This window comes from Bdellovibrio sp. BCCA (assembly GCF_037996825.1).
Lineage (GTDB): Bacteria > Bdellovibrionota > Bdellovibrionia > Bdellovibrionales > Bdellovibrionaceae > Bdellovibrio.
In genome coordinates this window covers 190,991-217,263 of record NZ_JBBNAC010000001.1, presented here as the reverse complement: position 1 = coordinate 217,263, position 26,273 = coordinate 190,991, and the positions used below count along the sequence as shown (strand labels likewise).

The following is a 26,273-nucleotide window of genomic DNA, read 5'->3' as shown; positions in this document are numbered from 1 at the left end:
TTACAAGTGGCCTTTCATGACAACGACAAAATTTACTGATCTCCCTTTAATTGCTCCTCTTCAATTTTCTTTAAAAGAAGCAGGTTACGAACACCCAACCCCAATTCAATTGGCGGCAATTCCTGTTATTCTTGAAGGACACGACCTTTTAGGGATCGCACAAACTGGAACTGGAAAAACAGCGGCGTTTTCTTTGCCGATGTTGCAAAATCTTTCTAAACATCAAACGCGCCGTGAATCCAAACGCCCTCGCGCTTTGATTTTGACTCCGACTCGCGAACTTGCGATTCAAATCCACGAAAACATCGTGGCTTATAGCAATCACTTAAAACTCAAACACGCCGTGATCTTTGGTGGCGTCGGGCAAGCTCCGCAAGTGAAGGCATTGCAAGAAGGCGTAGACATCCTGATTGCGACTCCGGGTCGCTTGATGGATTTGTATCAACAAAAGTTTTTACACTTAGACCGTGTTGAGATTTTTGTTTTAGATGAAGCCGATCGCATGCTCGATATGGGCTTCATGCAAGATATTAAAAAAATTGTGCCGCTTCTTCCAAAGAAACGTCACAACTTGTTTTTCTCCGCAACGATGCCGCCAGAGATTCAAAAACTGGCTCACAGCATTTTGGTGAATCCTAAAAAAGTAGAAGTGACTCCAACATCATCGACGGCTGAAAAAGTTGAACAGCGTGTGATGTACGTTGAGAAAAAAGACAAACTGGATCTTCTTTTACATCTTCTTAAAGACAACAGTCTTTTTAAAGTTTTGGTTTTCGTGCAAATGAAGTACGGGGCCAACCGCGTTGTCGATAAACTCGTGAAAGCAGGAGTGGAAGCTGCTGGCATTCACGGTGATAAATCCCAATCCGCTCGTCAAAGAGCGCTTGAGGATTTCCGCACGGGTAAAATTCGCGTCTTGGTAGCTACTGAAATCGCGGCACGTGGTATTGATATTGAAGGCATTACTCATGTGATCAATCTTGAAATCCCGCACATTCCTGAAAGCTATGTTCACCGTATCGGAAGAACAGCGCGCGCAGGTGCTTCCGGACAATCGATTTCTTTTGCGACAGCGGAAGAAAGATCTTTCATCTTTGCGATTGAAAAGATCACGCGTCAGCCGATTCCTTTGGATAAAGATCAACCTTTCCATTCAGAGGCGATTGAAAAAGCGGCTGTGATGAGTCCTGGTAAAGCGAAGGCAATGCTTGAAGGTCAGAAAAAAGAAAACAAGCAACGCAATTACGCAAAGAAAAGACCTTTTGGAAATAAAGGCGGAGGCCATCCTTCAAAAGGTGGCGGTCACGGTGGTGGCGCATCTAAAAGCGGCGGTTCTCACAAAAAGTTTTCTGGCAAAAAAGGTCCCCGCAACTAGGGGCCTTTGACTTCTAAGATTTTTCTAGTCAGAGGATCGACCGTCACGGCGACAGGTTTTTGGGCCTTCTGACTTTTTTCAAGCTTACCCAAAACCGTTTTATTCTGTTCGACTTCATAAAGCACGGGTTCACGATGAAAAGTGATGAACGACTTTTCTTTGATCGTTTTGATTTTGTAAACGCGATCAATGAAGTTTTGTGTTTTTAAAGTCGGAGTTTCTGCAAAGCTTGAAAAACCCACAAAAAGAAAAAGTGTCGCAATCAAATACTTCATAACTTTCCTTCTTGTTGAAGTTTCTTAAAATAAGCTTTTTGAATTTCGCGATCTTCCAAATCACGGCGACGCATTTCTAGTTCTTGTTCTGCCATCACCGTTTCAGCCATATGCCATCGTCCACGGCTTGGGTCCTCATGAATGGATTTAAGGCTTCCACCGCGCAGAGGATCTAAAACAAAACGATCTGTCATGTAAAGCTCAACATTGTCTTTAAATTGTTTGTTCGGAAGCATTCTATCAGTCCACGTTTTCACAGGAACCGCACGATCAAACATCGCAGGATCAATCACCCGCAGCTCAACACCGTTCTTCGTTTCAACGGCAATTACCGGAGCCACATGATAAGTCCACATCACTCCTTCACCGTTGAGCGCCTTCTTAGTTTCAACAGCCAAAGCACCTTCGGCAAAAATTTTCGCCACACGAATGCCGCGTTTTTCTAATTCGCGCGCCATGATGTGCGCTCTTGCCCAACAGCCATTTTCAACAACGTCAAAAGCGTATTTTGGATCTTTGGAAATTTCAGAGAAGATTTTATTAAGCTCTTCTTCTTTTACAACGGATACGGGAATTGTGCCCGCCGCTGTTTTTTCGATGTTCACACTAGGATAGGCAACACGAGGATTGTCTTTCTTCGGGTCACACTTCTCAGCTCGATTGACTGAGTTTAAGGATTTCGTGAAGCTATTGAAAAAATCCGAATAGTCATAGACATTGGCTTTTCCATCGCGAAATTTTTTAGAAAATGTAGCATTCGCATCCGGAAGGGAAGACTCTTGGTACTGGCCTGCATACATGCAGACCTCTTCCATGTTGGCTTTTTCAGACGGCGTCAGCTCTTCGATCTTCGCTTGATCACACAACAGCTCGGGACTGATCGCCCAAACAGGAAGAGTAAAAAGAAATAGAATTAAGAGTAAAAACCGACGTAGCTGCATAGGCTTTCTTATCGGATTTTCATGGATTCGCTAAATGAGAGCTGGACTTGAGTCGGGCTTATTAAAAGGACAGCGCAAGACTATTCTTGCGCTTCCAATCTGTAACCCAAAGAAGGGACAGCCACGATGCGGCCGTTGAATTTTGCAATTTTACGTTTCAAGTAGTTGATCTGAGAATCCACGTTACGTGAAGTTACTTCCGTGTCTCCCCAAATCTCGGACAAACACTTGTCACGAGTGACAAGATTGTTTTTGCCAGCGACAAGCAATTTTAAAATATCAAATTGCTTAGGTGTGAGACTCACTTCATCTCCATCGACGAAAACTTGGCGAGACAAAAGATTCATACGCAAGTTTGCAGCCACAAGTTCCGAAGCCATTTCTGGTTCTTTTTCTGACAAGCGCGCTTTAATTCTAAGAATCAACTCTTTCACGTGGAAAGGTTTAGAGATGAAATCATCAGCGCCTGTTTCGAAAGCTTTGATTCTTTCATCAATCGTTGCTGCTCCAGAAACAAAAATGATCGGTGTGTTTTTCGTCGATTCTGTTTCGCGAACCATACGACAAACATCAACGCCCATCACGCCAGGCATTTTATAATCTAGGAGAATTAGATCAGGTCTTTTTTCATTAATAAGCTTTACTGCAGATGTACTATCCGAAGTGTACGAGCACTCGTAGGTAGAGCTCAAAATTTCTGCAAGAAGCTTACAGCTCTCTTCATAGTCATCTACGATTACAATCTTTTTAGCAGCCAAGTCTGCACCTCTTGGATTAGCCGTAAACATGTTCATATTTGAAGCATCACCCGATCAGGTTAAAAAAACAAGCAGTACGGGGTCCAGTTTTAAACACCCTTATATTTGATATGCTTTCCGTCAAGGATCTTCTTCAGCTGATCCCTTTTATCACCTTGAATTTCGATGATGCCACTTTTTTCCGACAAAATGTGAGTACCACCAACACCGCATTTCGCTTTAAGTTCCTTAGCGAGCGTTTTGAGATAATCCTCGTTGCGAGGAAAGCCATCCATGACAGTGACCGTTTTCCCGCCTCTGCCGCCCTTTTCAAGGCGGAAGATAACAGTGAATTGTCCTTCTTTAACAGAATCCTCAGGACGACAGCGACATTCCGCCATCAATTCTTTGCACTGATGACATTTAATATTGTCTTTGGGATCGGTACTAAAAACTAAGCGAGTATTCTTCATGATCCTGAGCTTTCTTGATTCGAAGGATTCGGGCTTGGGCCTTCACCCAGCTTGTGCTGTGTATACTCCTTTCCGTCGAATCTAAAAAGCTGCGGGGTTTCATCCATCACAGTCGCTATGTTCACCGGTCGTTTCCAGATTTTGAAAACGTTCTTCAAAGTTTCACTCATAAAATCCGGCTGCATATCAATGCCTTCATGGAGATGAGTTAACAAAAGCTCTCCACGATTTTCAAAGTTGGCGTCTTCAATGCGAATGATCGGCTGACCGAAGTTCGTCATGTGGAACAACAACTGCGCTTTGATAGCTTTAAAGTCTTTGGTATCAACTTCAAACTTGCCCGTTTTCTTATTAAACTTGTAAACGAACAATTTGTTCCGCACACAGAAGTCTTCTGTGAGGAACTGATCGATGAAAGTCACATCGTTGCACACTTTACGAACTTCAAAGATCTTATCGCGACCAAGATTTAATTTTTTATCCCAGTGTTTTCTTTCGCGAACGTCGTCACACTGCTCCCACTCACGGCCGAATTGACCCTTGTTCCAGCGCTCTTCAATATCGCGGAAAAGTTCAATACCGACTTTATAAGGATTATATCCATTCGGAGCCATCGCCATCGTACCGCTGTGGTGGTCCGCAAAGTCGATGATCTCTGAATCATTTAAAATCTTTGTCGTCATGAGTTTGGAGTGCCAGTAAGAAGCCCATCCCTCATTCATGGTTTTTGTCATACCTTGAGGAGAGAAGTAATAAGCCTCATCCCGAATGATCGAAAGCACATCCTGCTGCCAATCAGTGAGTGGCGCATAGTGAATAAAGAAATTTAAAATATCTTTTTCAGGCTCACTTGGAAAACGCTGCGCTTTTTCTTGCGCTTCTTGTTCCGCCTTACGACGTTGTTCTTCAACAAATGAAGGGGGATTAATGTAGTCCCGCATGTAAGAGCGGTCGACTCTTAGCAAATAATTCGGTTCTTGAGCTGCGCGCGGCTCTTCAGGTTTAGCCACAGACTTTTCCACATAAGGACTGTAGCGATCGATCAAGTTTTCAAGACTCAAGCACACGTCGATAAAATTTTCGACAACATCTTGCCCATGGCGATCCATGTAACGACGAATACGTGTCGCATGGTTCGCCATTTGATCCATCATCTTGCGATTTGTTTTTGAGAACCAAATATTGTTCTTAAAGAAATCACAGTGACCATAAACGTGAGCCATCACGAGTTTTTGATCCATCATCGCGTTTCCTTCCATCAGGTACGCGTAACAAGGATCTGTATTGATCACCATTTCGTAAATTTTTGAAAGGCCATACTCGTAACTCTTAGAAAGATGCTCGTACTCCATCCCGAATTTCCAATGCGGATAGCGCACAGGGAATCCACCGTAAGCCGCGAACTGATTGATTTGATCGTAAGTGATCAATTCAAAAATCGTTTCAAAGCAATCCAGCCCCGCATCTTTTGCGATTTGCCAGATTCTTTTTCTTTCTGCTTCTAATTCGGGAGTTAAGTTAGCCATTAGCGCCCCTTGCCGAGGAAATCCTTAATTGAATCGAGAATCTTATCGCGGCTTTCAATTTGGCTCAGAGTGAGTCTTTCGTCAGAACCAAATTCTTTTTGCAGGTCTTTTAAGAACTGACCGCTTCCGTATTTACTTTCTACCTGCCCGTAACTGAAGACGTTGCAGTTAGGAAGGAAGAACTCTGTCAGCATCTTTACGCAAAGACGAGTGTCTTCGCCAGACCAGTTATCACCGTCACTAAAATGGAAGGGATAAATATTCCAATCGGCCACCGGATAATCTTTTTCGATGATCTCTTGGCAAAGTTTATAAGCCGAGCTGATCAATGTACCGCCCGATTCACTGGTTCTAAAGAAAGTGTCTTCATCTACTTCTTTTGCAGCGGCATCGTGAATAATGAATCTTGTCTCAAGACCCTTATAATGTTTTTTCAACCACGTATTGATCCAGAAGCTTTCAAGACGAACGATTTCTTTTTGCTCGTCACCCATACTTCCAGAAACGTCCATCATATAAATCACAACCGCTTGTGTTTGCGGTTGCTGAACTTTTTTAAACGATTTGTACTGCATATCACGGCGGATCGGCAGAACGAGCGGCTCTTCAGGATTGTAAGTTCCTGAACCCACCATGCGTTTTAAAGCTCTTTTATAAGAAGACTTAAAGTGACGAAGACCTTCAGGTCCCACCGGAGCAAGTCCCGTGAATTTCGTCTTCATCGAATCAATGTTTTTGGAACCTTTAGGTTCAATGCGCGGAAGCTGAAGTTTTTCGCCCAAGATGTCAGCCAGTTCTTCCATCGTCAGTTCGACTTCAAGAAGATGCTCCCCCGGAGCTTCACCAGCCTGACCTTGTCCACCTTCACCTGGGTCACCCACGTCTTGACCGGGTTGACCCTCGCCTTGACCGACCCCACCTTGTTGTTTGGGACCGTAGCGGAAGTTTGGAATATCGATACGAGGAAGCGGAATTTTTACGAATTCGTCTTCACGCTTCCCGATCATCTCACCTTGAGAGACGTATTTGCGTAAGTCTTCTTTGACCTTGCCCTTAACGATCTCTCTAAATCTGTTGTGGTCTTCACGTATCGACATTATTTATTCTTTACGTCCCCTCGAGCGAAGATACTTGCAACATAGTGTAAAACGTCTGTCGCAGAGATCTCATCGTACCCGAAGTCCTTGATGAGACGGGTTTTAACAATATCAATTTTTTCTTGAGTATCTTTGTCAGCCACATTGCTCACAAGAGTTGTCAACTTGATGCTGTCTTTTTGATCTTCAAAGAGTTTTAGTTCGATTGCTTTATGAAGACGTTCGTTCATTTTGTAATTGAACTTCTTGCCTTCCAAAGCCAAAGCACCGATGTAGTTCATAATCTCGCGACGGAAATCGTCTTTGCGAGATTCAGGAATTTCAATCTTCTCTTCAATAGAACGCATCAAACGCTCATCTGGCTCTTCATCGTTACCAGTAAACTGGTTACGAACCTTTTCGCGTTGAGTGTACGCTTTGACGTTATCAATGTAATTCGCAGTCAAACGTTGCATTGCACCTTCATCGGCGCTGATCGCTCTTTGCACTTCAGCTTTGATGATCTCTTCGTACTCTTGCATCACAACGCCCAAGAGTTCCTTGTACTCGGTCTTTAACTCCTCACTCGAAATGAGCGAGTGATTTTTGAGACCCGATTCAAGTTCTTTAAACACCATGAACGGATTCACAGAACCTTTGTTGGACTGCTGGGCCGCCACCAAGGCATTTGAAAGTTTATCTTGGATATAACGAGCCGAAATACCTTCAAGACCCTCGCGATTGGCTTCTTTACGAAGCTCGCGCACGTTGTCTTCTGTATAATTCGGCAAAGTTTTACCGTTATAAAGTTTTAGTTTTTGCAAACGAGTGAGGTTTGCTTTCTTAGGTTTTTCCAAACGAGTGAGGATCGCCCACATCGCCGCCATTTCAACCGTGTGAGGCGCGATACTGATGCCACGCACTTTTTGCGAATTGAAATCACGCTTATAAATATTAATCTCATCTCTCCAACGAGTGATGTAAGGAATATCAATTTTCACAGTACGGTCACGAAGGGCTTCCATGAATTCGTTGTCTTGAAGACGACGGTACTCTGGTTCATTCGTGTGACCGATGATCACTTCATCGATATGAGTTTGCGCAAACTTCTTAGGTTTAACTCTGTGTTCTTGAGATGCACCCAAAAGGTCATACAAGAATGCGACATCAAGTTTCAAAACCTCGACGAATTCAATCATTCCACGATTGGCAACGTTGAACTCCCCGTCAAAGTTAAATGCGCGAGGATCTGAATCAGATCCGTATTCAGCAATCTTACGATAGTTGATATCACCAGTTAACTCTGTTGAGTCTTGGTTCTTTTCATCTTTCGGTTGGAAAGTACCAATACCGATACGGTCAGCTTCGGAGATGAACAGACGCTTCACACGCACGTGCGAAAGAACTTTCATCAGATCGCCTTGGTATCTTTCCATCAAAGACTTAAAGATAAAACGAGAAGGAGGGCTAAGCTCTCCTTCTAATTGCACGCGGTATGAACCTTCTTGTCCTTTATTGATGGACTCGAACACCTGAGGACGCAGTTCTTCTGGAATCAGAAGAAGAGGTTCCTCATTCATCGGCGATGGGAAAGCTTTCACTCCCTTGCCAAGAATTCCATCAAGTTCCAGTTTTTCATCGATCCATTCAAATGTGTAAACCGCGCCTTCTTTCGAGTGCGAATAGCGCTCAAGGCCTTTTTTCAACATACGGCAGATTGTGGACTTCGCACTTCCCACCGGGCCGTGAAGAAGAATCACACGTTTCTCGGTTCCGTAACCAAGAGCCGCCGCTTTTAAAACATTCACCAACTTCATCAGTTGAACATCAAGTCCGAAGACCGCGTCTTTACCGTTGTTGTGGATGTCGTCGAAAAATTTATAGCGAACGACTTCTTTTTTGAAATCGATATACGTCTCTGTGCCTTCTTCAACGATCATGTCATACATGCGTTGGTAAGCATTTCGCGTAATTTTTGGATTTTGTTTTACAAGATCAAGATACTCTTCGAAGGAGCCACTCCAATGCTCTTTAGCTTGAGTGCTTGAGTTCTGCCAATTGGTGACCAACGAATGAAGATCAATCTTAGAGGCCATAATCTCTCCTCGGGGTGCTTGGTGACACACACCCACATTCTTTAGATTATGCCTCAATCCTAGACGGTTAACGAGGAATTTAATTTATTTGTATTGCTTTGAATCCTGTCGGTTGTTTCAAAGTGAAAAGGTCTGTTTTGAACTGGACCTCCGTCTGGGGTGCAGAGAAATGCCACTGCATTTCGAATTGCGGGGCCGTAATAACGACTTTCTTTTGACCTTCTTTTCGATCTAACCAATTCACGCGAATTCCTCTCTGTGAATTCTCACATTGAGAGATGAAACCTGTGTGGTCCAAACTACATTTCCATCCGGGTCCACGCACCGGTTCGTCAAATGCGATATTTGTCAGATTCATCGGATGTAACTGAAGATCGATCATTCGTGTGAAAGCGCGATCTGAGTTTCTTCCATAAAAAAAAGTTTTTTGGGGATAAATGACATAAGAGATTTCTGAAGGGCTCATCACAAGACTCGCAACTTGAAATCCCAATAACGCCGTTATCTCCAAACGTGCTCGTTCATTCTTAATCGCATAAATATCTATACTGAGTGACTGAGTTTTATTTTCTCTTTGATCCTTAATCAGTGCTTTGGTTTCCCATTGAGCCTTCTGATAGGCTCCTTCCTTCACTGTCTTAGTGACACAGCCAGAAACAAAAGCGGTTAGTAGAATTCCGAAGAGAAAGTGATTGATCCTTGTGTTCATTGCCTTAGCATAGAGAAATGAATTCTTTTAAACAAGCCTTGAATCACCTAAAAAGCCATTGGCAACAAAGCCTTGCGCTGGGAGCTGCGGCCAGTGTGCTCCTGCTTTTAACCCGCTATCTTCCTTATGTAGGTGCCTTCTTTATTTCTTTGATTCTTTTAATTTTCCAACACGCCACAGAGCAATGGCTTGCCGGAAAAAACTGGAAGGACATTTCTTTTTTAAAAAAAGCCCTTCCCGCTTTTATTATTGTCAGTGTTATTTTGTTCCCCACCAGTGTTCTTGTGGGATCTTCAATGGGAATTATACAAAGCTCCCAAGGCTTTTTCGTCGCCGTTCCCACAGCATGGGGACTTTTGATGATCGCCGTTTATTTTTACTTAGTCTTAAGCCACTCCCTGCGCCTGCGCTTTGAAGATAACGTGGGCATTGCCAAAGCCATCGATATTGCAGGCATGGCTTCGCTCAAAAACTTTAAGCTGTATTTTATTCTGAGTTTCTACTTAAGCCTTTTTTTAGTACTTTCAGGTTTTGCATGGAATATCGGTCTTCTCGTAATACTGCCCTTACTTTTCTTCAGCAGCCATTTTTCTTTCATCGAGATGAAAAAGACAGGGCTGCTGCAAGTGCCGAATTAATTATTTAATGCACCTTTTTTGATCCAATCCAAAATCAAGTTCAACTCTTCAGAACTTAACTGCGGATTAGAGCGTGGAGGCATCTGCCCACTGCGCGAAATCGTGTAAAGCACACTGCTTTCAGGCTTGGATTTACTCACAGCCTTTAAAACATTTTTATAAGTATCAAATGCATATCCACCCCGCGTGTGACCGGTGTAATGGCAACTCGCGCATTTTGGACCAATTACATTTGATTTCAAATAACTAAATGTCGGCTCAGGCCCACTCACCACCGGAGGCACAGGACCTGGAGCAGGCGGCGGTGGTGTTGGCGGCGTTGGCTCTACATTTGAAGAGCCTCGATTAATCCATGCCCGCAAAGTTTCTTTATCTGCGGCAGCCAACGGTTGTCCCGGTGGCATCGAATTATTCAGAATTTCTACAAACAAGGGAGAAGCATTTGCATTCCCAGGCAAAATCAAACCCGCAGCCACCATGTGCTGAACACTTTGCAGGCCATACACACCGGCCGGACCACTGCTCTGCGCGTGACAGGAAGAACATTTATTAGAAAGAATCTTCAGAGAAGCACTTTCTATTCCCGGGTCCAGGGTTTGAGAGTTTTGGTCCGAAGGGGACGAACTGTTAGAAGAATCGCCAGCGTCCAATCCCACTAAACTTTGCGGATAACTGCAGCCTGCGAAAATCAAAAGAAGCATTGAGGACACAATATATTTTTTCATGCACCAAGGTTTGCAGGAAATTTTCAAAAAGAATTCACACAAAAATGAAAGCTAGGCTTTAACTCACTGAAGGTCCCAGCAGAACTTGAGAATAGTCACTTTAAATAAAAAAGACCCCTCGTTTCCGAGGGGTCTTTTGGTTTTAATTATTATTTATCTTGAGTCGCGTGTTCCGCAATCGGAACATCGGTCGTTGAAGCTGGCAAACGTGGATTTGTCAGCTCTTGTTTTTCGATCGCGAAGATCTTGTTGCGGATCTCTTCGACTTTCTTTTTGTCAGTCTCGAGATCAGCGGCTTTACGATACATCTTCTTCGCTTTATCTACCATCGCTTGCTTATAGTAAGCGTCACCCAAGTGTTCAGCGATAATGCTCACCGTTGATTGGTACTTGTGAGCGGCCTCTAAAAACTTGATCGACTCTGTGAACTTCGCTTGCTTAAAAAGAATCCATCCCAAAGTATCTAGTACGTAACCATCTTTAGGTTCCAACTCCAAAGCGCGACGAGCAAGCTTCTCCGCATCCGGCAGATGCACATTCATCTCAGCCCAAGTGAAGGCCAAGTAGTTCATACCTTGCACGTGGTTTGGATCAAGTTCCAAAACTTTTTGCATTTCAGTCACAACCACATCTTTGTTACCAAGACGATCATTGATAGTACCGTAGTAGAAACGAAGTTGGGCGTTGTCAGCAAACTTCTCAAGGCCTTGCTCTAAAACTTTCGCAGCACCTTTGAAGTCATCCTTTTCATCCAACAAAGAAGCATACATTGCATACACTTGTGGCTGATCTTGACGGTCTTTCAAACCTTTCGCTGCCACTTCCAATGCTTCATCAAGTTTATTCAAACCCTTAAGCAAGTAAGCTGCATGCACAACGGACTCACCGTAGTAAGTGCTTGATACTGGAATCTTACGATATTCCTTCACCGCTTTTTCGTGCTGATGAGTTTCCTCGTAAACTGCTGCCAAGTAAAAACGAACTTTGTCAGAATCCGGAGCGTCTTTAAGAACATCTTCCAATTTCTTCGCTGCAAGGTCGTATTTTTTTTGTTCAATCAAAATCAAAGCCATCTTCATGCGAACATTGAGCGGCTCATCAGATTCATTCTCCACCACTTCCAATTGCTCATAGGCTTTTTCGTAGTCGCCACGCTCAATGAAAGTTTGCGCCAAGATTTCTGCGATCTTAGGGCTTGGAGTATTTTCTTTTTGATACTCACGATACATTGCAATCGCTCTGTCTTCTTTCTTTTGCTTTGTGTAAAGCATTCCCAAAGAAAGAACCGCGTCGACAAAATCAGGTTTTAACTGCAAAGCCTTTTTGAAAGACTCTTCTGCAGCCTTTTGATATTTTGCCTCTGGTTGTTCCGCACGCACACGACCGATGTAGTAGTGAGCAAGATACGGTGTCGTATAATCCGGATTTTTCGCCAAGGATTCAAAATACTTTACTGCTGTGTCGGATTGCTTTTGCTCTGAATACAAAGCACCAATGTAAAGTGGCGCCTCTGTGTTCGTTGGCTGCAACTTCATCACAGTGTTGTATTCCGCCAATGCTTTTGGATAAAGCTTCAATGAAGAGTACAAACCACCCACCAACAAGTGAGCGTCAACACTCTTCGGATCTTTCTTCACGGCTTCTTCAGCTTGCGCCAAAGACTCAGAAATCAAACCCTGCTTTAAGTACTCCGCCGCCAAACGCATGTTCACCGCTGGAGATTCCTGATCGTAAACCAAGGTCATCTTAAAAGACTCAACCGCTTTTGCCGAATTGCCATCAAGACTGTAGGCTTCACCCATCGCGAAGTAGTAATCCGCTTGAGTGCGCATGTAGAGAGGATCCAAAGTGCCACTTCCATCTTGTGCAACGACCGAAGGAGCAAAAGAAGCGGGCGCTCTATTTTTATCATCAAAAGAAGCTTCGTAATAAGGAGCTTTGTCCGAGTCATTCGACGTGAAAGTCGCACAAGCTGTGAGAGTTGTTAGAAGCGGGAGTAATATCGCGGCCCTAGTGTATGGAAACATTTAATCTCCTTGGTCACTAGGCTGATCGGTTTTTTTTGAGAATTTCTTGATGAGACAATGCTGAGACAGGACCTCATCGCGACTTAAATCGTGATAAGGACTGCCTAATTCTGAGCCATGCTCAAAAGGACCCCCATATCATCCCCAGAATAAACAGGTTGCTCTTTAACAGCGGCGTCTTCGTTGTCCAAGTCAGCCGTTTCGATTTTTTGATTCGGGCCAGCTGACCAAACAAGAATGCGCACTCTGCCTAAAGAATCCGTGGATAGAATTCTGTAATGGTAGGGTTGCCCCCAGGGGTCTATTCCCATAGTTCCGGTACTACGGAGATTTTCGGGGTTAATTCCCTTACTTTCCTCAACAGACGCGGGATTGCGGCCAGTGACCTTGTTAGAATGCAGGTGTGATTTTGATGCCTCGCGATATATTTGCACAACCTGGTAACCCACAACTTCGGCCTTTTGGCGGGCAGTTTCTATACGAGAGTCCTGCATTTGACGGTTCCAAGGGGTCGCAATGATCGCCGTCGAAAAGCCAACCAATCCTAACAGCGCCAGGACACCTGATGACTTAAACTCTTGTTTTTCTTCATTTTTCATTAAATTTCTTCCCGCAAAGAAAGGCCATTTAAGTACATTTCGGCCTAATTTCGAGAAAACTTTAGACAAAGGTCTGTAAAAGTTCGGAAAACGAATGCTTATTTGCGTAATCGTTGACGCCTGGAGTCTTTTCTTTTGATTTGAGGACCCCTTGACAAGGGGTGGCGGCAGGGATAGGTTGCGCCCATCTGCAAGGGGACGCTGAATCATAAGGCACTTATATCTCCTTGAGACTTTGGGGAAATTTCAAATTGGGAGGCACTTTGATCAACCAAAACGAAACAATGACATCGAAGCCAAATTCTAAAGTTAAAATCATCAAGCGCTATCAGAACCGCAAACTCTACGACACTCAACAAAGCTGCTATGTGACTTTGGACGATATCGCTAAAATGATCCGTACAAATGAAGAAGTAATGGTTATCGATAATAAATCTAAAAACGATATCACTGCTGCTACTTTGACTCAGATCATTTTCGAAGCAGAAAAGAAAGCATCTCAATACGCTCCTCTTTTCACACTTCGCGAAATCATCCAGAACGGTAACGGAAGCATCTCTGGTTACTTGGCTAAGCTTGGCGCGTTCCCTCAGGACTACATGACTAAGCAACAAGTAAACACAGTTGTTGAAAACGCTTCTACTGACAGCGTAAAACAAAACTTGGAAAACCGCGTAGCAACTGCTGCTACTCGCTACAACACAGACACTACTGCAAAAGTAGCTGCTGAAAAAGCGACTGTTCTTCCAGGTCTTCAACAAGACGACGAAACTCCAAACCTTCCTGGAACTTCTTTGTTGAACAACTAAGATAGTTTGACAGTTTCAAACGTAAAAAGGCTCCGCAAGGAGCCTTTTTTATTTTCATCTCCCCTCCACCTCTTATCTCCAGACATTGCTTCTATTTAAAGTGCGCTTAGCCACGCATGAATTACTATTTCAAGAAGCAGAATGGAGACAGACATGGCCTCCTCCGTACCTGTTCTTATTAGTCATGATTTAAAAAAAGAATATCTGATGGGCGAAGTCAGAATTGAAGCTCTTCGTGGCGTTGATCTTGAACTCTTCGCTGGGGAATTCGTTGTCCTCTTAGGTGCTTCAGGAAGCGGAAAATCCACTTTGCTTAATATTCTCGGAGGACTGGATACTCCTTCCTCTGGTGATGTCCGCTATAAAGATCATATTTTGACAGGAGCCTCGGACAAAGATCTGACAGTATACAGAAGAGACCATGTTGGATTCGTCTTTCAGTTCTATAACCTCATTCCCAACTTATCCGCGCAAGAAAATGTAGAGTTAGTCACAGATATTTCCATCAATCCTCTCCGTGCCGTGGAAGCACTAAGCTTAGTGGGTCTTGAACCACGAAAAGACTTTTTTCCATCCCAACTTTCGGGAGGTGAACAGCAGCGCGTAGCCATCGCTCGCGCCATCGCAAAACGTCCTGAAATTCTTCTTTGTGATGAGCCTACCGGCGCATTGGATTTACAGACTGGGAAACTTGTTTTGCAAGCCATCGACAAAGTCCACCGGGAGTTGGGAACTTTGGTTGTTGTTATCACCCACAACTCTGCCATCGCAGGACTTGCAGATCGCGTTCTATATCTTGGGGACGGCAAGATTATCAAACAACAGATAAACTCTCAGAAAGTTCATATTGATGAGGTTTTTTGGTGAAGGCCCTCTCCAGAAAACTTCTTCGCGATCTTAAAACTCTTCGCATCCAAATTATCACGATGGCGATTCTTGTCGCTTGCGGGGTCACTGTCCTAGTTGCTTCGTGGAGCGCTTATACTTCTTTGCGTGAAACCCAACACTCTTATTATGAACAATATCAATTTGCAGATCTCTTTGCAGATGTGGTCCGTGCTCCGCAAAGTCTGATAAAATCCATCCGGAATATCGACGGGGTCGACATCGCCGAGGGACGTCTGGTCGAAGATGCTCTGCTAGATATTCCCGGTCAAAAAGAACCCGCCTTAGGGCGTTTCATTTCATACTCACCAAACTCTTTGATTAACAAAATATATCTTCGCCAAGGCCGTTGGCCTGAGAAAAGCAGCACTATTGAAGTCTTGGTTCACGAAAGTTTTGCTAAGGCCCATCATCTAAATCCTGGGAATTCCTTTTTTGTTTCTTTGAAAGGACAAAAACGACGTCTGCAAGTGTCCGGTATTGGTTTGTCTCCTGAATACGTTTACGCCCTCAGCCCGGTGGCACTTTTCCCTGACGACTTGCACTTCGGAGTTCTTTGGATGCTTCACGAAGACCTTGAAAGATTGTCTGATATGCAAGGCGCTTTTAACAGTCTTGTCGTCAAAGTCACGCCTGGAGCCAGTCTTGAGAGGTCGCAAAAGAGTCTCGACATTCTGCTTGCACCCTATGGCAGTGTCGGATCTTACGATCGCAGTCGCCAGATCAGTCATCTTTTTGTTCAAGATGAAATTCGACAACAAAAATCCATGTCTTCAGTTGTTCCCGGAATTTTTATTGTCGTCGCGGCCTTTATACTTCACACGGTCATGAGTCGGTTGATCGGACTTCAACGCACACAGATCGCGGCACTTAAATCCTTGGGGTATTCTTCTAGGGAACTAATTATTTATTATTGGAAACTGGTCACCATTATTTTACTTCTGGGCATTCTGCCTTCCATCCTTTTTGCACAAGGTATTGGAGAATGGTATGCGGTTTTATACGAACGTTATTTCAGATTTCCTCAGATCAGCTTCTCACTTTCGCGCCAGGCTATTCTTCTTGGCATCGTCGCAGGCTTAGTTCCAGGTTGGCTCGCTTCTTCTTTTTCTCTGCTAGAGGTTTTTGCCCTAAATCCCGCCGAAGCCATGCGTCCCCCAACACCATCAAGGTTTCATCGCAGCTTTTTAGAAAAAGAAGGTTTGATTGCCTCCAGAAAAACTCAGGTTAAAATAATTCTGAGGAATATTCTTTCGCGTCCCTGGCGATCCTTTCTTTCTATTCTTGGCATTTGTGCTTCCACCGCGATTTTGGTAAACGGAAGTTTTTGGTCCGACATCATCGATTTTGTCATCCAAAGACAGTTTCAAGAAAGCCAACGCGAGGATTTAGAAATCAATTTTAATCATCCCCGGAAGCTGGACGTTCTTTCTGAAATCGAAAGAATTCCTGGAATTTTCATGGTCGAAGGTGTCCGGTCCATTCCAGTCAGACTGCATTTTAAAAATTTTAAAAAAGATTCCGTGATTGCTTCGCCCGATGGAGTTTCAACATTGCGGCGTATTCTTAATCGTCAGGGAGAACCCATAAAATTCAAAGATGGTCAGGTGCTGTTAAGCGCCTACTTTCAAAAGAAGTTCGGTCTTCAAGAAGGTGATACCGTAACCTTTGAGCTGGCCGACAAAAGTCATCCCGATTTTTCCGCCGTTGTTGGAGGATTTGTTGATGACATTGTAGGTTCCTCTATTTACGCGACAAGGACTGATCTACATCACTGGATTTCAGAAACCCCCAGCATCAGTTCCGTCTATGCACGCATGGACCCAGGCATGGCGGAACAGATCTACATCCGGCTTAAACAATTTCCTGAAGTGGCCTCCGTGACCGTAAAAAGACTTCTATTTGAAAGTTTCAACGCCACTCTTTCAGGAATGATATTGACATTCACCATGATCCTTGTGGCATTTGCCATCACAATCTCGGGAGCCGTTTTATTTAACATGTCTCGCATCAATCTTTCCGAAAAGGCCTGGGAGTTGGCCAGCATGAGAATTATGGGCTTTAAAACGCCGGAAGTTTTTCGGATTCTCTATTTGGAAATGGGCATCCAAGTGTGTCTTGCTTTACCACCGGGACTTTTCCTGGGTTATGGTTTGTCTTACCTCAGTACTAAGTGGATCCACACTGACACGTTTAATTTTCCACTGGTAATTGACATTAAAACTTACGCTCTCGCCGTTACCGTTATTGTGTTAACTTATTTTCTAACGGGTTGGTTTTTACTTACCAAAGTTCGATCCCTCAGCATGACAGAAGCTCTGAAAGCTCGGGAGTAAACACATGAAAAAATTCGTGTACGGAGCTTTGTGTATACTTTTGCTGGTAAGTCTCTGGATCTTATTTCGAGAGCAACCTGTATCTGTGCAAACCTCCTTGGTAAAGCGGGGATCTTTTGAAGAACATCTTCGCGTCGATGGTACCATCAAATCCAAAACAAAAATGACCGTCGTAGCATACGCCACTGGCGACTTAGAACGCGTGGATCTTCAAGTCGGAGACAATGTTGAAAAAGGACAACGAATCACAACTTTATTCTGGGATATCAGAAAAGATGTCGTCAGCCCCATGACCGGCGTTATCTCTAAGGTCTATCGTGAATCTGCAGGGCCCATTTTAAGAGGTGAGCCCATTGTTGATGTTATCGATCCAGACAACCTGGAGATTGTCGCTGAGGTTTTAACCACAGATGCCGTAAGAATTCCCGAAGGGGCAGAAACAAAAGTTACCGGCATTGGCAATGAAGAAGCTGTGGAGGCCAAAGTCAGCCGGATCAGTCGTGCAGGGTTTATGAAACTCTCTGCCTTAGGAATTGAAGAAGAAAAAACAGAAGTTTACGTTCAATTCATCAATCGGCCCAACGCCCGCATTGGCGATAACTTTCACGTGGAACTTTTCATCACTCTATACACGTCCAACAATGTTTTAACAGTTCCACTAGGGGCCTTATTCAAGCAAGAAAACAATTGGGCCGTTTATGTCGTCAAAGACAAACGCGCACGATTAAAAACCTTGTCTATTGCAAAAAAGAATGAAACTGATGCTTTGGTTCAAAGTGGATTGCAGGAAGGCGAAGAGGTCATTCTTTTTCCTGGTGACCAAATACACGAGGGCACCAAGATTCGAATACAAAAATAATTACTTTAACGAGCGCCAGACGATGAATTTCTTTTGTCCGGCTTTGATTTCGACTTCCTGATTCTCAAGACTCTCCGTCGTGTATCCGCCGGAAGAGTTTAATCCTTCGATATTGAATTTATATTTTCCCGCCGCAAGTGGGATGCGAATCATTTGAATTGTCTGTGGCAACGTCGACCACTGACGTACATCCGCGCGATCGGCGACATTTAAAGCGATCCAAGTAAGACTTCCCAAGAGTTCGTTCTTTTGTCGTACTTGATCCGAAAGAACCGCTTTTGTAGCGATACCGCCAATGCGTTTTGCAATCAGGATCCCCTGGTCATCACGCAAAGTTTCGATAGCCGCTTTTTGCACGTCATAGACTTCGCGACTTAAATAAGATTTTTGTTCGATATCTACGCGCGCTTGCTGAGTTTCACTGTACGTCGGCATCAACGTGGGAAAACGATATTCATTGGGGCTCGCGACCTTTCTTGGTCCCCACCCCTGCTGATAAATCACGACAAGCTCGCCCAGGTTTTTTTCATACCAAGAAGATTGTTCCTTCACTTCAGGAAACTGTTTTTTCCAACTCTGATAGGTATCCATACGACGCGCAAGTTTTGCCGACCGAATCAAGTCTTCGTGAATGGTCGAAATCGTTGGATCAATTTTATATGCTTCATTGTAAGCGATGTAAGCATCATCGTAATTGCGGCTGGCTTCCCAAATCACCGCTGACAAATATTTGCTGAACGAATTGAGTTCAAAAGCCTTCTTTTCATCTGCACGGTATTTAAGATATTTTTCATTGATACGACGGGCCTCTACGAGGGCATCATCTAATTGGCCCATCTCTAAAAAATTCATCGCAAGATACGCGTTAATAAAGATCTTTTCAAAAGTGTCGCCCTTGTACTGAACCATTTCTTCATTCAAGGCTAAAGAACCCGCAATACGAGAGACAGACTGGTAGTCCACCATTTCAGCCAAGCGGTCGGCTTTTAAAAAAATCTCATTACTTTCTTTGAGTTTTCCGGCGACTTGCAAAGCCACTCCGTAATCCAAAAGATAGACCAGTTGGTCGTCATTTTCCTTCTCCGCCAAGGGTTTTAGCTCCGTCAGAGCTTTATCAAAATCACGACGAGACAGGGCCTCGCGTGCGCTTTGAACTTTGCTTTGGTAAGTCGCACACCCTAAGAGATTTAGAAGAAAAAAAAGACCCACGACAGGCGTGAGTCTTTGTGAAAAACGTTTCATTTAATTAAAGACCAATAGATTTTTTCTTAAATGTTTTACGAATTTGTTTTTGATCAGACCAAGTGATCATGCTGCTTTTTAGATTCGTCAAATTCAAAGTCAGTTTGTAGTATACAGACTTGTCTTTTCCAACTTCTTGAACGATGGAATCCAAACGTCCGTTGATGATGAAGTCAGCTCCAACTTGGCCACCTGGGCCTTTTTTAGATTCGTCTGCCACCATGCCTGAGTTTTGATAGTTGTATTCATCAGCGATATCTTGACGAGCCTCTTTATCGATGAAACCGACTTTACCTGATTTCATAAGTTCAACACGAACCATGTCCATGATGCTTTGAGTGTCGATGTGTTCGCTTGTTTTGTTTTGCAAACCCGTCACCATCACTACTGGCATTTTTTTAGCTTGGTTGATCGCTGGAGATTGCATCAAGCTTGCGACAAGATCGGCAACTGCTTTTTGCATATCAGTCTCAGACCACTGGTCGTTCATCAAGTTTTCACGATTCACGTCATCGTACTGACCCTTAACAAACGCTTTAGGACCGCAACTTGTTACCGCTAAAAAAGAAAGAGAAAGAGCTGCCAATGTAAGATTCTTTTTCATAATACCTTCCTACCCCTAAGGGACATACCCCCAAAGTCTATGTCGATGTTTTCGGACACGCAAGTCCCAAACCGACCTCTAGAAACGCTTTATTTCGTCTCTGGAAACACGTTTAATTTGCACTTGAAAAAAACATGTCTGAAGTGTCCTCAAGTCTCCAAGCTTTTGAATGTCTCCGCGCACAAATCAATCCTTATGCCGAGGAAGTGTGGCTGATTGCACTCAACTCACAAATGGAAGCTATTAAAATTGAAATGGTTTTTCGTGGCACGGCAGATCACTGCCTGGTACATCCGCGAGATATTTTTAGAATTCTCATATTGTGCAACGCGAGTTCTTTTATCATGGCGCACAACCATCCCAGTGACCAAGTGCTCCCCTCGGAACAAGATCTTATTCTTACTCGAAAAATTCATCAGGCTTCAGTACTTCTACAAATTCCTCTCAACGATCACATCGTCATGACAAAAACGCAGTACTACAGCATGGCTGATCACGGGCATTTTAAAAAATGGAAGAAGAATAAGGATCTGTATCTTTACTGAAGAGCTTCACTGCCAGAACCGAACAACTGCATGTTCGTATTCACTGATTGGCTTGGATTACGAAGTGGAGTCACAGAAATCACACGAGTGAGATCTTCACTTAATATAACTTTGTAACCGCCACGGCGTGCGTTTTCTACAAACTGGCGTGCGTATTCTTCTTTGTAGGCTTGCGAATATTCACGCATTTGCTGAGCATTGAAAAGCTCTCTCTGAACGACATCGTGAGGAGTTGCATATTCTTCTTGTTTTTCTCCACGCCCTAATTCATTGGCCAACTCTTGAGCGCGAGTATCCGAGGAAAGATCCAAATGGTTTTCGTTTTGATAAGCTCTTTGCGGTTGAGTAGAATTGAAATCGGTATTGAGTAAGCGAGCGTTTTCCACTTGCATGCGCTGGCGTTCCAACTCCATCTTTTCATTTGTGAACATCAGGTGTCTGTTCACGGACTTTTCATACTTTTCTGATTTCGCCGTCGGCGCAGGTCCAACCACCTTAGGCTTTGGATCTTCAGCTCCCAGATAAGCAAAGATCAATCCTGCCGCTCCAATAAAGAGCAGCAAGGCGAAGAACATGGATCTTTCCTTATTAGACTTCTGGGACGTCATAAAGGCCTTATCGGCGTTTCCGAGACATTCTTAAGAAAAAGAGGTCTTCTCGTATCCTGTTGAGACATTTTGATCGAAAGAACATACTCCGGACGGGTGATGTTAAGCCTTTTTTGCAAGTTTGTAAAAATCCTGATCAGACCTCTGCGCCTCCGTCTTAAATATAAACGATTTAATACGTGGCATACCTCGTGAAGTAAAGATTCGGTGAAAAATGGATTAACCAATTGCAATGATCGAAAGGATCCCCAAAATGAATATCACAAAACTTGCAACCGCAGTTATGACCACTCTAGCCCTTGGAAGCACAGCTATGGCTGCAAGCTCAGGCACTCTTTTACTTCAAGGTACTGTCAACGCCATCAATGACGTTGTGGTTACTGCGAATGGCACAAACAACACGACTTTGAATATCGTAGCTGGCGAAACGGGTAAAAACGTTGCTTCAGTTGCTGAAACTTCTAATAACTTGGCTGGTTATAAAATCTATATCTCTTCAGCAACGGGTGGCGAATTGAGAAACACAGCTGATGCTACTAAGAAAACAAGTTACAAAATTGGTTATGACGGTGCAACAGCTGTAACACCAACAGTGGCAGGCGTTATGGTTAAAAACGTGACTTCATTGACTGGTTTAACGAACGATACTTCAGACGTTGTTGCTGAAGTGACTGCATACTCTACAGCTCCAGCGGGTACTTACCAAGATACATTGACTGTTGCTATCGTTGCTAACTAATTGAAATTATCAATAGGGTATTTTAGAAGGCCTGCTAAAAAAGCGGGTCTTCTTTTATTCTGAGGACTGCACCGTGAGGGTGATCGTATCCTGATAGGTTCCTGTTTGCGAAACTGAAACTGTCCCAATCGTTGCCGTGACCGGAATCACCAAACCGCTGGCTGGAGAAGTTCCAAACTCTCTAAATACCTGCACGGGGGATGATGAAGAAGTATTGAGATTTACGGAAGTTCCTCTGAACGTGATCGAGTATGGAATATATTGATTTTGCGTTTGGTGCTTAAGTCTTCCGTTATTCGCCGACGAAGCGTAAAGAGTGTAACCCGCGTTGTATTTTACAATGACGTCTGCACTACGGCTTGCTCCCGAAGAAATAGTTCCGAAGTTCATAGTCTCGGTCGTGTCGTTAATATTGAAAGCCGCACCTGTCGCGACCAAGGATATATCCACACGTTTCGGAGCATTGTAATTGAATGAGATACTTCTAGATTCCACGAAGGTATAACTTGAAATCGTTCCACGATAAAGATTCGCCGTGATTGTTTCGGTGTAGTTTCCGAAACGCAGCCAGGGATTTGTGGTATTTAAAATCGCCCAATAAGAAACATTCACCTGCCGATCACTGCTTCCGTCCGCTAAATATCCAGTGACGACATCGCTATTGCTGGAGACATTCGGAAACCTCTTTAAAATTTGTGTCGCTGAAGAATTTTTATAGAGTTGAAAAGGCCACTGACTGCTTCCGGCTTTCAAGCTTCGGCCTGTCGCTGATGTGGAAGTACCATAATCAAAAGTTATAAAGAAGTCACAAGGCCCCGGATGGGTGTTTGCCTTCACGGTTATTGTGGGCTGTACTGTTAAAGACGTCGTAAAATCAATATTCGTCTGCGCCGTCTGAAATTGCATATTCGTGCATTCCGCTGCCATCGAAGTTTGTTTTACTAAAATTAAAAGAAGGACGAAGGCAAAATGTCTCATGGATTTCCTTCCTCTTTTACAATCACCTCACCAAGATCTTGCTGGTTTATCGCCGTATCGAGAACTTTGAAAGTGATCGGACCATATTCAGCGTGATCTGTCATGATTTTGTATTCGCCCGGCTCAAGGCCCTCAATGAGGAAGCCACCGTTTTTATTTGTGAAGAAATTATTGTCGACCAACTGTCCTTGAGAGTTCACAACGTCACCGGCAAAGAAAGCTAAAGCTTCACCCCTGGCATTTTTCATTCTTCCTTTGACCATCACTTTTTTCTTTAAATTCAAATCAATAAGAATACCGCTACGATATGTTGGTTGAGTGCCATAGTACTCTTTGCTCAACAAGTAGCCGACAGGCAATGAAGTAGAATCAACATTCACTGTATTCTTATAATAAGCTGATTGATCCCACAGAACGGTCGTGTGACGCGGGCCAAGTTGCGCATCGCCACGCTTGCCTCGCGGATTAACAACGAGTTCTTGTCCCGGTGGAAGATTTTCAGAATACAAAAGAACAAAGCTATCGTTGATCGGTTGCGTGAATGCTCCACGCGAGCCTACCCATGCAAAGCCAGTGTTGACTCCCAGACCTGTAGTGTTTGTGTCTTCTCCGTTTTGGTGGAGAGTGTAGTGTTCTAAGCGGACACTGAAAGGTTGTGCCAAATACTCTGCTGAAAGATTTCCCGAGGTATTTTGTTCTGTATTTGAAACAGAGGCCGTGGCGCGAAAGTCGTCATACTTGTAAAGGTTATTGCGGTTAAATGCCACATTCGAACTTTTTTGAAGAGAATCGTAGTAAGCACTCGCACTGTACTTTCCTTGGCTTTCATTCCAGTAAATTGAAACAAAAAACCTTTCGTCGCCCGTGGTTGCAACTGTTTTATTGTAACTCAACTCCAAACGCGTCTGCAGGTTCAATGGCGTAATAAAATTCGCTCGATAAACTCTTTGATCTTCGCCTGAAGGTATTTCAAGGGAACCAGCTCCAATACCAAACACCGAGGCTCCGCCAATGCGGAAGTTCAATTGTCCATCATAGCGACGCAGATAATTGATGATTCCCAAGTTCAGAACTGATACTGGGGAGAATTGTTTATCGCGATTTTCCGCTTCTAACGTCAACACCACCGGAACGTCTTGACCAAACATACGATCTAAACTGCGATAGCGCAGCCGTTCGGCATAACCTTCCACTTGCGAAGATTGAGTAGAGTAAGCCCCTTCAACAGACAGATATCCCCAGTTTGCAATTCCAGAGAATTCAACTCCCGTGAGAGCCTGAGATAAATAATTTTGGTAGTTTAAACCAAAAGTCACTTGGTCACTCAGCCCCATCCGATGAAACACAGTTCCTAGAGCTGCCTTGTTATCATAAGCTCGGTCGGCACCCGACTCGGTCCAAGGCAAACCGATGGCGTATGAAAATTCATGCACACCTTTACCTAAAAGCGTATTTTCAAACAGAACGGAAAAATCAAATGTCTCTTCTTGTCCAAGGTCGTCGCGAATTTTGACTTTGACGTTGTTCTGACCTGATGCCAGAGGAAAATCACGGATGTTAAAAATTCCTGGGGCCAGACGAATTTGGCTGAATAAAAATCCATTCACGTAAATCTCAACAAGTGAAGGACGCTTGATCACGATCTCCGTATTGCTTAGAGGACGAAGAGTCTTGTAAGGCTGAATCGAAAATTCTTTAACAACCGAAAGACCCGCGATATTCGGAGACACCTGAAATCCACGAGATCCCAAGGTCAAATCACCCAAAGTATAACGAATCATGCTTTCTTCATCGTCATAGCGAAGACGTGTGTCTTGGCGTTTCCATGGATGATCGGCGTGTTCTAAATAATCCGCCATAGATTCCAAAACAACACCATGCACGTTTTCTACAAAATCCACGTGTCCTGTCGCAGGAAGTTTTTGATCTTCAACGGCATTACCATATTGATAAGACTGCTGCGCGCGTAAGTTAATATAACCACTTTGCGCCGTCGGCCGAAGAAACGTTTGCTCCGTTCCTTCCATATAATTCAAATTCAAGTCACTGCCTTTACGATATTTGAGCGGCAAGTCCAAATGCATTTCTAAAGAGTTTTCATCAAAACGCACACTTAAACCTGAAGATTCCAGATCGTAAAGACTCAGAACGCCTTCGGGGTTGACTCTTTTTTCAAGATTTTTAAAAAGATCTTCTTTGAGTGTGGGGCGCAAACCTTCTAAGAGAGGCCTTGCTTCAATTGAAAAAGATTTCTTTTCGTCACGTGGAAAAATCCAAGCCTCTCCAAGAAGAGTTCCATCCAATAATAACGGTGCCACCAAATAAGGCTTCGCCAAAGCCGGACGAGGCCCTTGAGCAAATGCCGAAATGAACGGAAGCAACATCGCTAAGATGAGACTTAGAAAATATCTCAATCACCGATCTCCGCAAGCTCCAGCTCTCCACGCGAAGGAGAACCTGTGACTTCTTTTGACGAAACAACGGTAATATTTTTTTGCGAACCTGGAAGTAAATTTATGCTATCGAACTCTTTAGGATTTTCGATTTCAGAAACGAGTTTGTCTCCGGCAAAGAGTTTAAGTTTTTTTACTTTTAAAACTTTGTGTGCTGTTCCTTCGTTCACCACTGTGACGGAAATCTTTTTTGCATCGATATGTTTTACATCTTTCACTTTTATTTTCGCCACAGCTCCTTCGGGCGTCACATACGCCGAAGCAACATACTGAAGAAGAAAATTTAGATTTACGCCCGCTTTTTTGGGTTTGAAATTTCTGTCCCGGAATTCCACCGGAAGTTGCGAAGCAATAATGCGATACGATTTTTCAGTGGCATTGATGTCGCCCGACCAAGTCACACGCACGTTTCTTTTTTCATTAGGAAGAAGGACGACTTGTTCTGGATAAATCGTGAAGTCATCCGTTTTTTTTCGAACCTCTTCACCCTTTTCATTTTCAGTACGCGTGAAAGCTTCTATTTGAATGGGCGTTTTTTCTCCACCGGGATTTTCCAAAGTCAGAACCTGTGTAGCTCCGGAACCGGTCGGGGAAAAGCGGATGACCATGGGAGAAAGACGAAACGCGAATGAAACGCTCGGAAGAATAAAAGCCAGAGGAACTAAGCCTCTTAACAGATTTTTGATCATATAATTTAGGTTATGCGAAGAATGACGACGCGAATATCGCCATTTTGGGTGAATATGAACAACTAGCCTTTAGGCAATAGGTACGATTCTTAAGGTGCAGAGACCTCAACGATGGAAGCTGGCGAGCGTTTTTGAATTTTTACTTTGAGCTCTGGAGAACTTTTCGAAACAACTTTGGCAGAGCCCTCTTTAGAAGTCTCAATGCTGACTTCTGCACGGAGGGGAACTGTTCCTGCAAGATAAAGACTTTTGCTTTTAGCAAAGACTGTTGAGGAACCGAGAGTAATAAGAACGCATCCCAGAAGCTTCATATCAAACTTCTCGGAGAA

Annotated in this window: 26 protein-coding genes; 8 read left to right on the top strand and 18 right to left on the bottom strand. The window is 43.7% G+C overall.

The genetic code is table 11. The annotated features are described in order from the left end of the window. Positions 1 to 16 precede the first annotated feature (16 nt). The gene (locus tag AAAA78_RS01080; protein ID WP_340589892.1) at positions 17 to 1,375 is read left to right on the top strand and encodes a DEAD/DEAH box helicase; all 1,359 of its coding nucleotides are present in this window, start codon (positions 17 to 19) and stop codon (positions 1,373 to 1,375) included. Here the strand turns inward: AAAA78_RS01080 and AAAA78_RS01075 are convergent. The 8 genes from AAAA78_RS01075 to AAAA78_RS01040 all read right to left on the bottom strand — a co-directional run bounded on the left by AAAA78_RS01075 (position 1,372) and on the right by AAAA78_RS01040 (position 9,208). Continuing rightward, positions 1,372 to 1,650, bottom strand: a complete 279-nt coding sequence (locus AAAA78_RS01075; protein WP_340589891.1) for a hypothetical protein — start codon at positions 1,648 to 1,650, stop codon at positions 1,372 to 1,374. The genes AAAA78_RS01080 and AAAA78_RS01075 overlap by 4 nt on opposite strands. Beyond that, positions 1,647 to 2,591, bottom strand: a complete 945-nt coding sequence (locus AAAA78_RS01070; RefSeq protein ID WP_340589890.1) for a protein-glutamine glutaminase family protein — start codon at positions 2,589 to 2,591, stop codon at positions 1,647 to 1,649. Before AAAA78_RS01070 ends, AAAA78_RS01075 begins: the two co-directional genes overlap by 4 nt. An 80-nt stretch (positions 2,592 to 2,671) precedes the next feature. Continuing rightward, positions 2,672 to 3,385: a response regulator transcription factor gene (locus tag AAAA78_RS01065; protein WP_340589889.1), complete on the bottom strand. Its 714-nt coding sequence runs from the start codon at positions 3,383 to 3,385 to the stop codon at positions 2,672 to 2,674. Between the two features lie 53 nt (positions 3,386 to 3,438). Further along, a complete protein-coding gene (locus AAAA78_RS01060; protein ID WP_340589888.1) occupies positions 3,439 to 3,801 on the bottom strand; it encodes a translation initiation factor in 363 nt (120 codons plus the stop codon). Then, positions 3,798 to 5,327 (bottom strand): SpoVR family protein, encoded by a 1,530-nt coding sequence (locus AAAA78_RS01055; protein ID WP_340589887.1) that lies wholly within the window; start codon positions 5,325 to 5,327, stop codon positions 3,798 to 3,800. Before AAAA78_RS01055 ends, AAAA78_RS01060 begins: the two co-directional genes overlap by 4 nt. After that, on the bottom strand, positions 5,327 to 6,424 hold the full coding sequence (locus AAAA78_RS01050; protein ID WP_295905627.1) for a DUF444 family protein: 1,098 nt from the start codon (positions 6,422 to 6,424) through the stop codon (positions 5,327 to 5,329). Before AAAA78_RS01050 ends, AAAA78_RS01055 begins: the two co-directional genes overlap by 1 nt. After that, positions 6,424 to 8,499: a PrkA family serine protein kinase gene (locus tag AAAA78_RS01045; RefSeq protein WP_295905628.1), complete on the bottom strand. Its 2,076-nt coding sequence runs from the start codon at positions 8,497 to 8,499 to the stop codon at positions 6,424 to 6,426. Before AAAA78_RS01045 ends, AAAA78_RS01050 begins: the two co-directional genes overlap by 1 nt. 79 nt (positions 8,500 to 8,578) lie before the next feature. Then, on the bottom strand, positions 8,579 to 9,208 hold the full coding sequence (locus AAAA78_RS01040) for a hypothetical protein (protein WP_340589886.1): 630 nt from the start codon (positions 9,206 to 9,208) through the stop codon (positions 8,579 to 8,581). A gap of 149 nt (positions 9,209 to 9,357) precedes the next feature. On the opposite strand from AAAA78_RS01040, the gene AAAA78_RS01035 reads away from it, so the two are divergent. Then, complete coding sequence (locus tag AAAA78_RS01035) at positions 9,358 to 9,846, top strand: hypothetical protein (RefSeq protein ID WP_340589885.1); 489 nt, start codon at positions 9,358 to 9,360, stop codon at positions 9,844 to 9,846. Here AAAA78_RS01035 and AAAA78_RS01030 read toward each other — a convergent pair. From AAAA78_RS01030 to AAAA78_RS01020, 3 genes are all read right to left on the bottom strand, one after another. Then, positions 9,843 to 10,571, bottom strand: coding sequence for a hypothetical protein (locus AAAA78_RS01030; protein ID WP_340589884.1), 729 nt, complete (start codon positions 10,569 to 10,571; stop codon positions 9,843 to 9,845). The two genes, AAAA78_RS01035 and AAAA78_RS01030, sit on opposite strands and share 4 nt — an antisense overlap. Positions 10,572 to 10,720: 149 nt before the next feature. Then, positions 10,721 to 12,598 carry a tetratricopeptide repeat protein gene (locus AAAA78_RS01025; protein WP_340589883.1) on the bottom strand — a complete coding sequence of 626 codons (1,878 nt, stop codon included), beginning with the start codon at positions 12,596 to 12,598 and terminating at the stop codon, positions 10,721 to 10,723. A 104-nt stretch (positions 12,599 to 12,702) separates the two neighbouring features. Then, positions 12,703 to 13,407: a hypothetical protein gene (locus tag AAAA78_RS01020; RefSeq protein WP_340589882.1), complete on the bottom strand. Its 705-nt coding sequence runs from the start codon at positions 13,405 to 13,407 to the stop codon at positions 12,703 to 12,705. Positions 13,408 to 13,460: 53 nt separating this feature from the next. Between AAAA78_RS01020 and AAAA78_RS01015 the strand changes: the two genes are divergently transcribed. The 4 genes from AAAA78_RS01015 (at position 13,461) to AAAA78_RS01000 (ending at position 18,086) form a co-directional block, all read left to right on the top strand. Next, positions 13,461 to 14,006: a polyhydroxyalkanoate synthesis regulator DNA-binding domain-containing protein gene (locus tag AAAA78_RS01015; protein ID WP_011162824.1), complete on the top strand. Its 546-nt coding sequence runs from the start codon at positions 13,461 to 13,463 to the stop codon at positions 14,004 to 14,006. A 153-nt stretch (positions 14,007 to 14,159) separates the two neighbouring features. Continuing rightward, entirely contained in the window at positions 14,160 to 14,873 is a 714-nt protein-coding gene (locus AAAA78_RS01010) for an ABC transporter ATP-binding protein (protein WP_340589881.1), read from the top strand. Continuing rightward, on the top strand, positions 14,870 to 17,227 hold the full coding sequence (locus AAAA78_RS01005; RefSeq protein WP_340589880.1) for an ABC transporter permease: 2,358 nt from the start codon (positions 14,870 to 14,872) through the stop codon (positions 17,225 to 17,227). The genes AAAA78_RS01010 and AAAA78_RS01005 overlap by 4 nt, the downstream gene beginning before the upstream one ends. Before the next feature lie 4 nt (positions 17,228 to 17,231). Then, positions 17,232 to 18,086 (top strand): efflux RND transporter periplasmic adaptor subunit, encoded by an 855-nt coding sequence (locus AAAA78_RS01000; RefSeq protein WP_340589879.1) that lies wholly within the window; start codon positions 17,232 to 17,234, stop codon positions 18,084 to 18,086. Here the strand turns inward: AAAA78_RS01000 and AAAA78_RS00995 are convergent, their stop codons facing one another. Both AAAA78_RS00995 and lpoB read right to left on the bottom strand, forming a co-directional pair. After that, entirely contained in the window at positions 18,087 to 19,328 is a 1,242-nt protein-coding gene (locus tag AAAA78_RS00995) for a COG3014 family protein (protein ID WP_340589878.1), read from the bottom strand. A 4-nt stretch (positions 19,329 to 19,332) separates the two neighbouring features. Continuing rightward, a complete protein-coding gene (gene lpoB, locus AAAA78_RS00990; RefSeq protein WP_340589877.1) occupies positions 19,333 to 19,932 on the bottom strand; it encodes a penicillin-binding protein activator LpoB in 600 nt (199 codons plus the stop codon). Positions 19,933 to 20,066: 134 nt separating this feature from the next. On the opposite strand from lpoB, the gene AAAA78_RS00985 reads away from it, so the two are divergent. Then, entirely contained in the window at positions 20,067 to 20,477 is a 411-nt protein-coding gene (locus AAAA78_RS00985; protein ID WP_340589876.1) for a JAB domain-containing protein, read from the top strand. Here the strand turns inward: AAAA78_RS00985 and AAAA78_RS00980 are convergent. Then, positions 20,471 to 21,085, bottom strand: coding sequence for a hypothetical protein (locus tag AAAA78_RS00980; protein WP_340589875.1), 615 nt, complete (start codon positions 21,083 to 21,085; stop codon positions 20,471 to 20,473). The two genes, AAAA78_RS00985 and AAAA78_RS00980, sit on opposite strands and share 7 nt — an antisense overlap. A 253-nt stretch (positions 21,086 to 21,338) precedes the next feature. On the opposite strand from AAAA78_RS00980, the gene AAAA78_RS00975 reads away from it, so the two are divergent. Continuing rightward, positions 21,339 to 21,824, top strand: a complete 486-nt coding sequence (locus AAAA78_RS00975) for a hypothetical protein (protein ID WP_340589874.1) — start codon at positions 21,339 to 21,341, stop codon at positions 21,822 to 21,824. A gap of 54 nt (positions 21,825 to 21,878) precedes the next feature. Here AAAA78_RS00975 and AAAA78_RS00970 read toward each other — a convergent pair whose 3' ends face one another. The 4 genes from AAAA78_RS00970 to AAAA78_RS00955 all read right to left on the bottom strand — a co-directional run bounded on the left by AAAA78_RS00970 (position 21,879) and on the right by AAAA78_RS00955 (position 26,255). Beyond that, positions 21,879 to 22,802 carry a spore coat protein U domain-containing protein gene (locus AAAA78_RS00970; protein ID WP_340589873.1) on the bottom strand — a complete coding sequence of 308 codons (924 nt, stop codon included), beginning with the start codon at positions 22,800 to 22,802 and terminating at the stop codon, positions 21,879 to 21,881. Continuing rightward, a complete protein-coding gene (locus AAAA78_RS00965; protein WP_340589872.1) occupies positions 22,799 to 25,216 on the bottom strand; it encodes a fimbria/pilus outer membrane usher protein in 2,418 nt (805 codons plus the stop codon). Before AAAA78_RS00965 ends, AAAA78_RS00970 begins: the two co-directional genes overlap by 4 nt. Then, positions 25,213 to 25,944 (bottom strand): fimbria/pilus periplasmic chaperone, encoded by a 732-nt coding sequence (locus tag AAAA78_RS00960; RefSeq protein ID WP_340589871.1) that lies wholly within the window; start codon positions 25,942 to 25,944, stop codon positions 25,213 to 25,215. Before AAAA78_RS00960 ends, AAAA78_RS00965 begins: the two co-directional genes overlap by 4 nt. 89 nt (positions 25,945 to 26,033) lie before the next feature. Beyond that, positions 26,034 to 26,255: a hypothetical protein gene (locus tag AAAA78_RS00955; RefSeq protein WP_340589870.1), complete on the bottom strand. Its 222-nt coding sequence runs from the start codon at positions 26,253 to 26,255 to the stop codon at positions 26,034 to 26,036. Positions 26,256 to 26,273 lie beyond the last annotated feature (18 nt).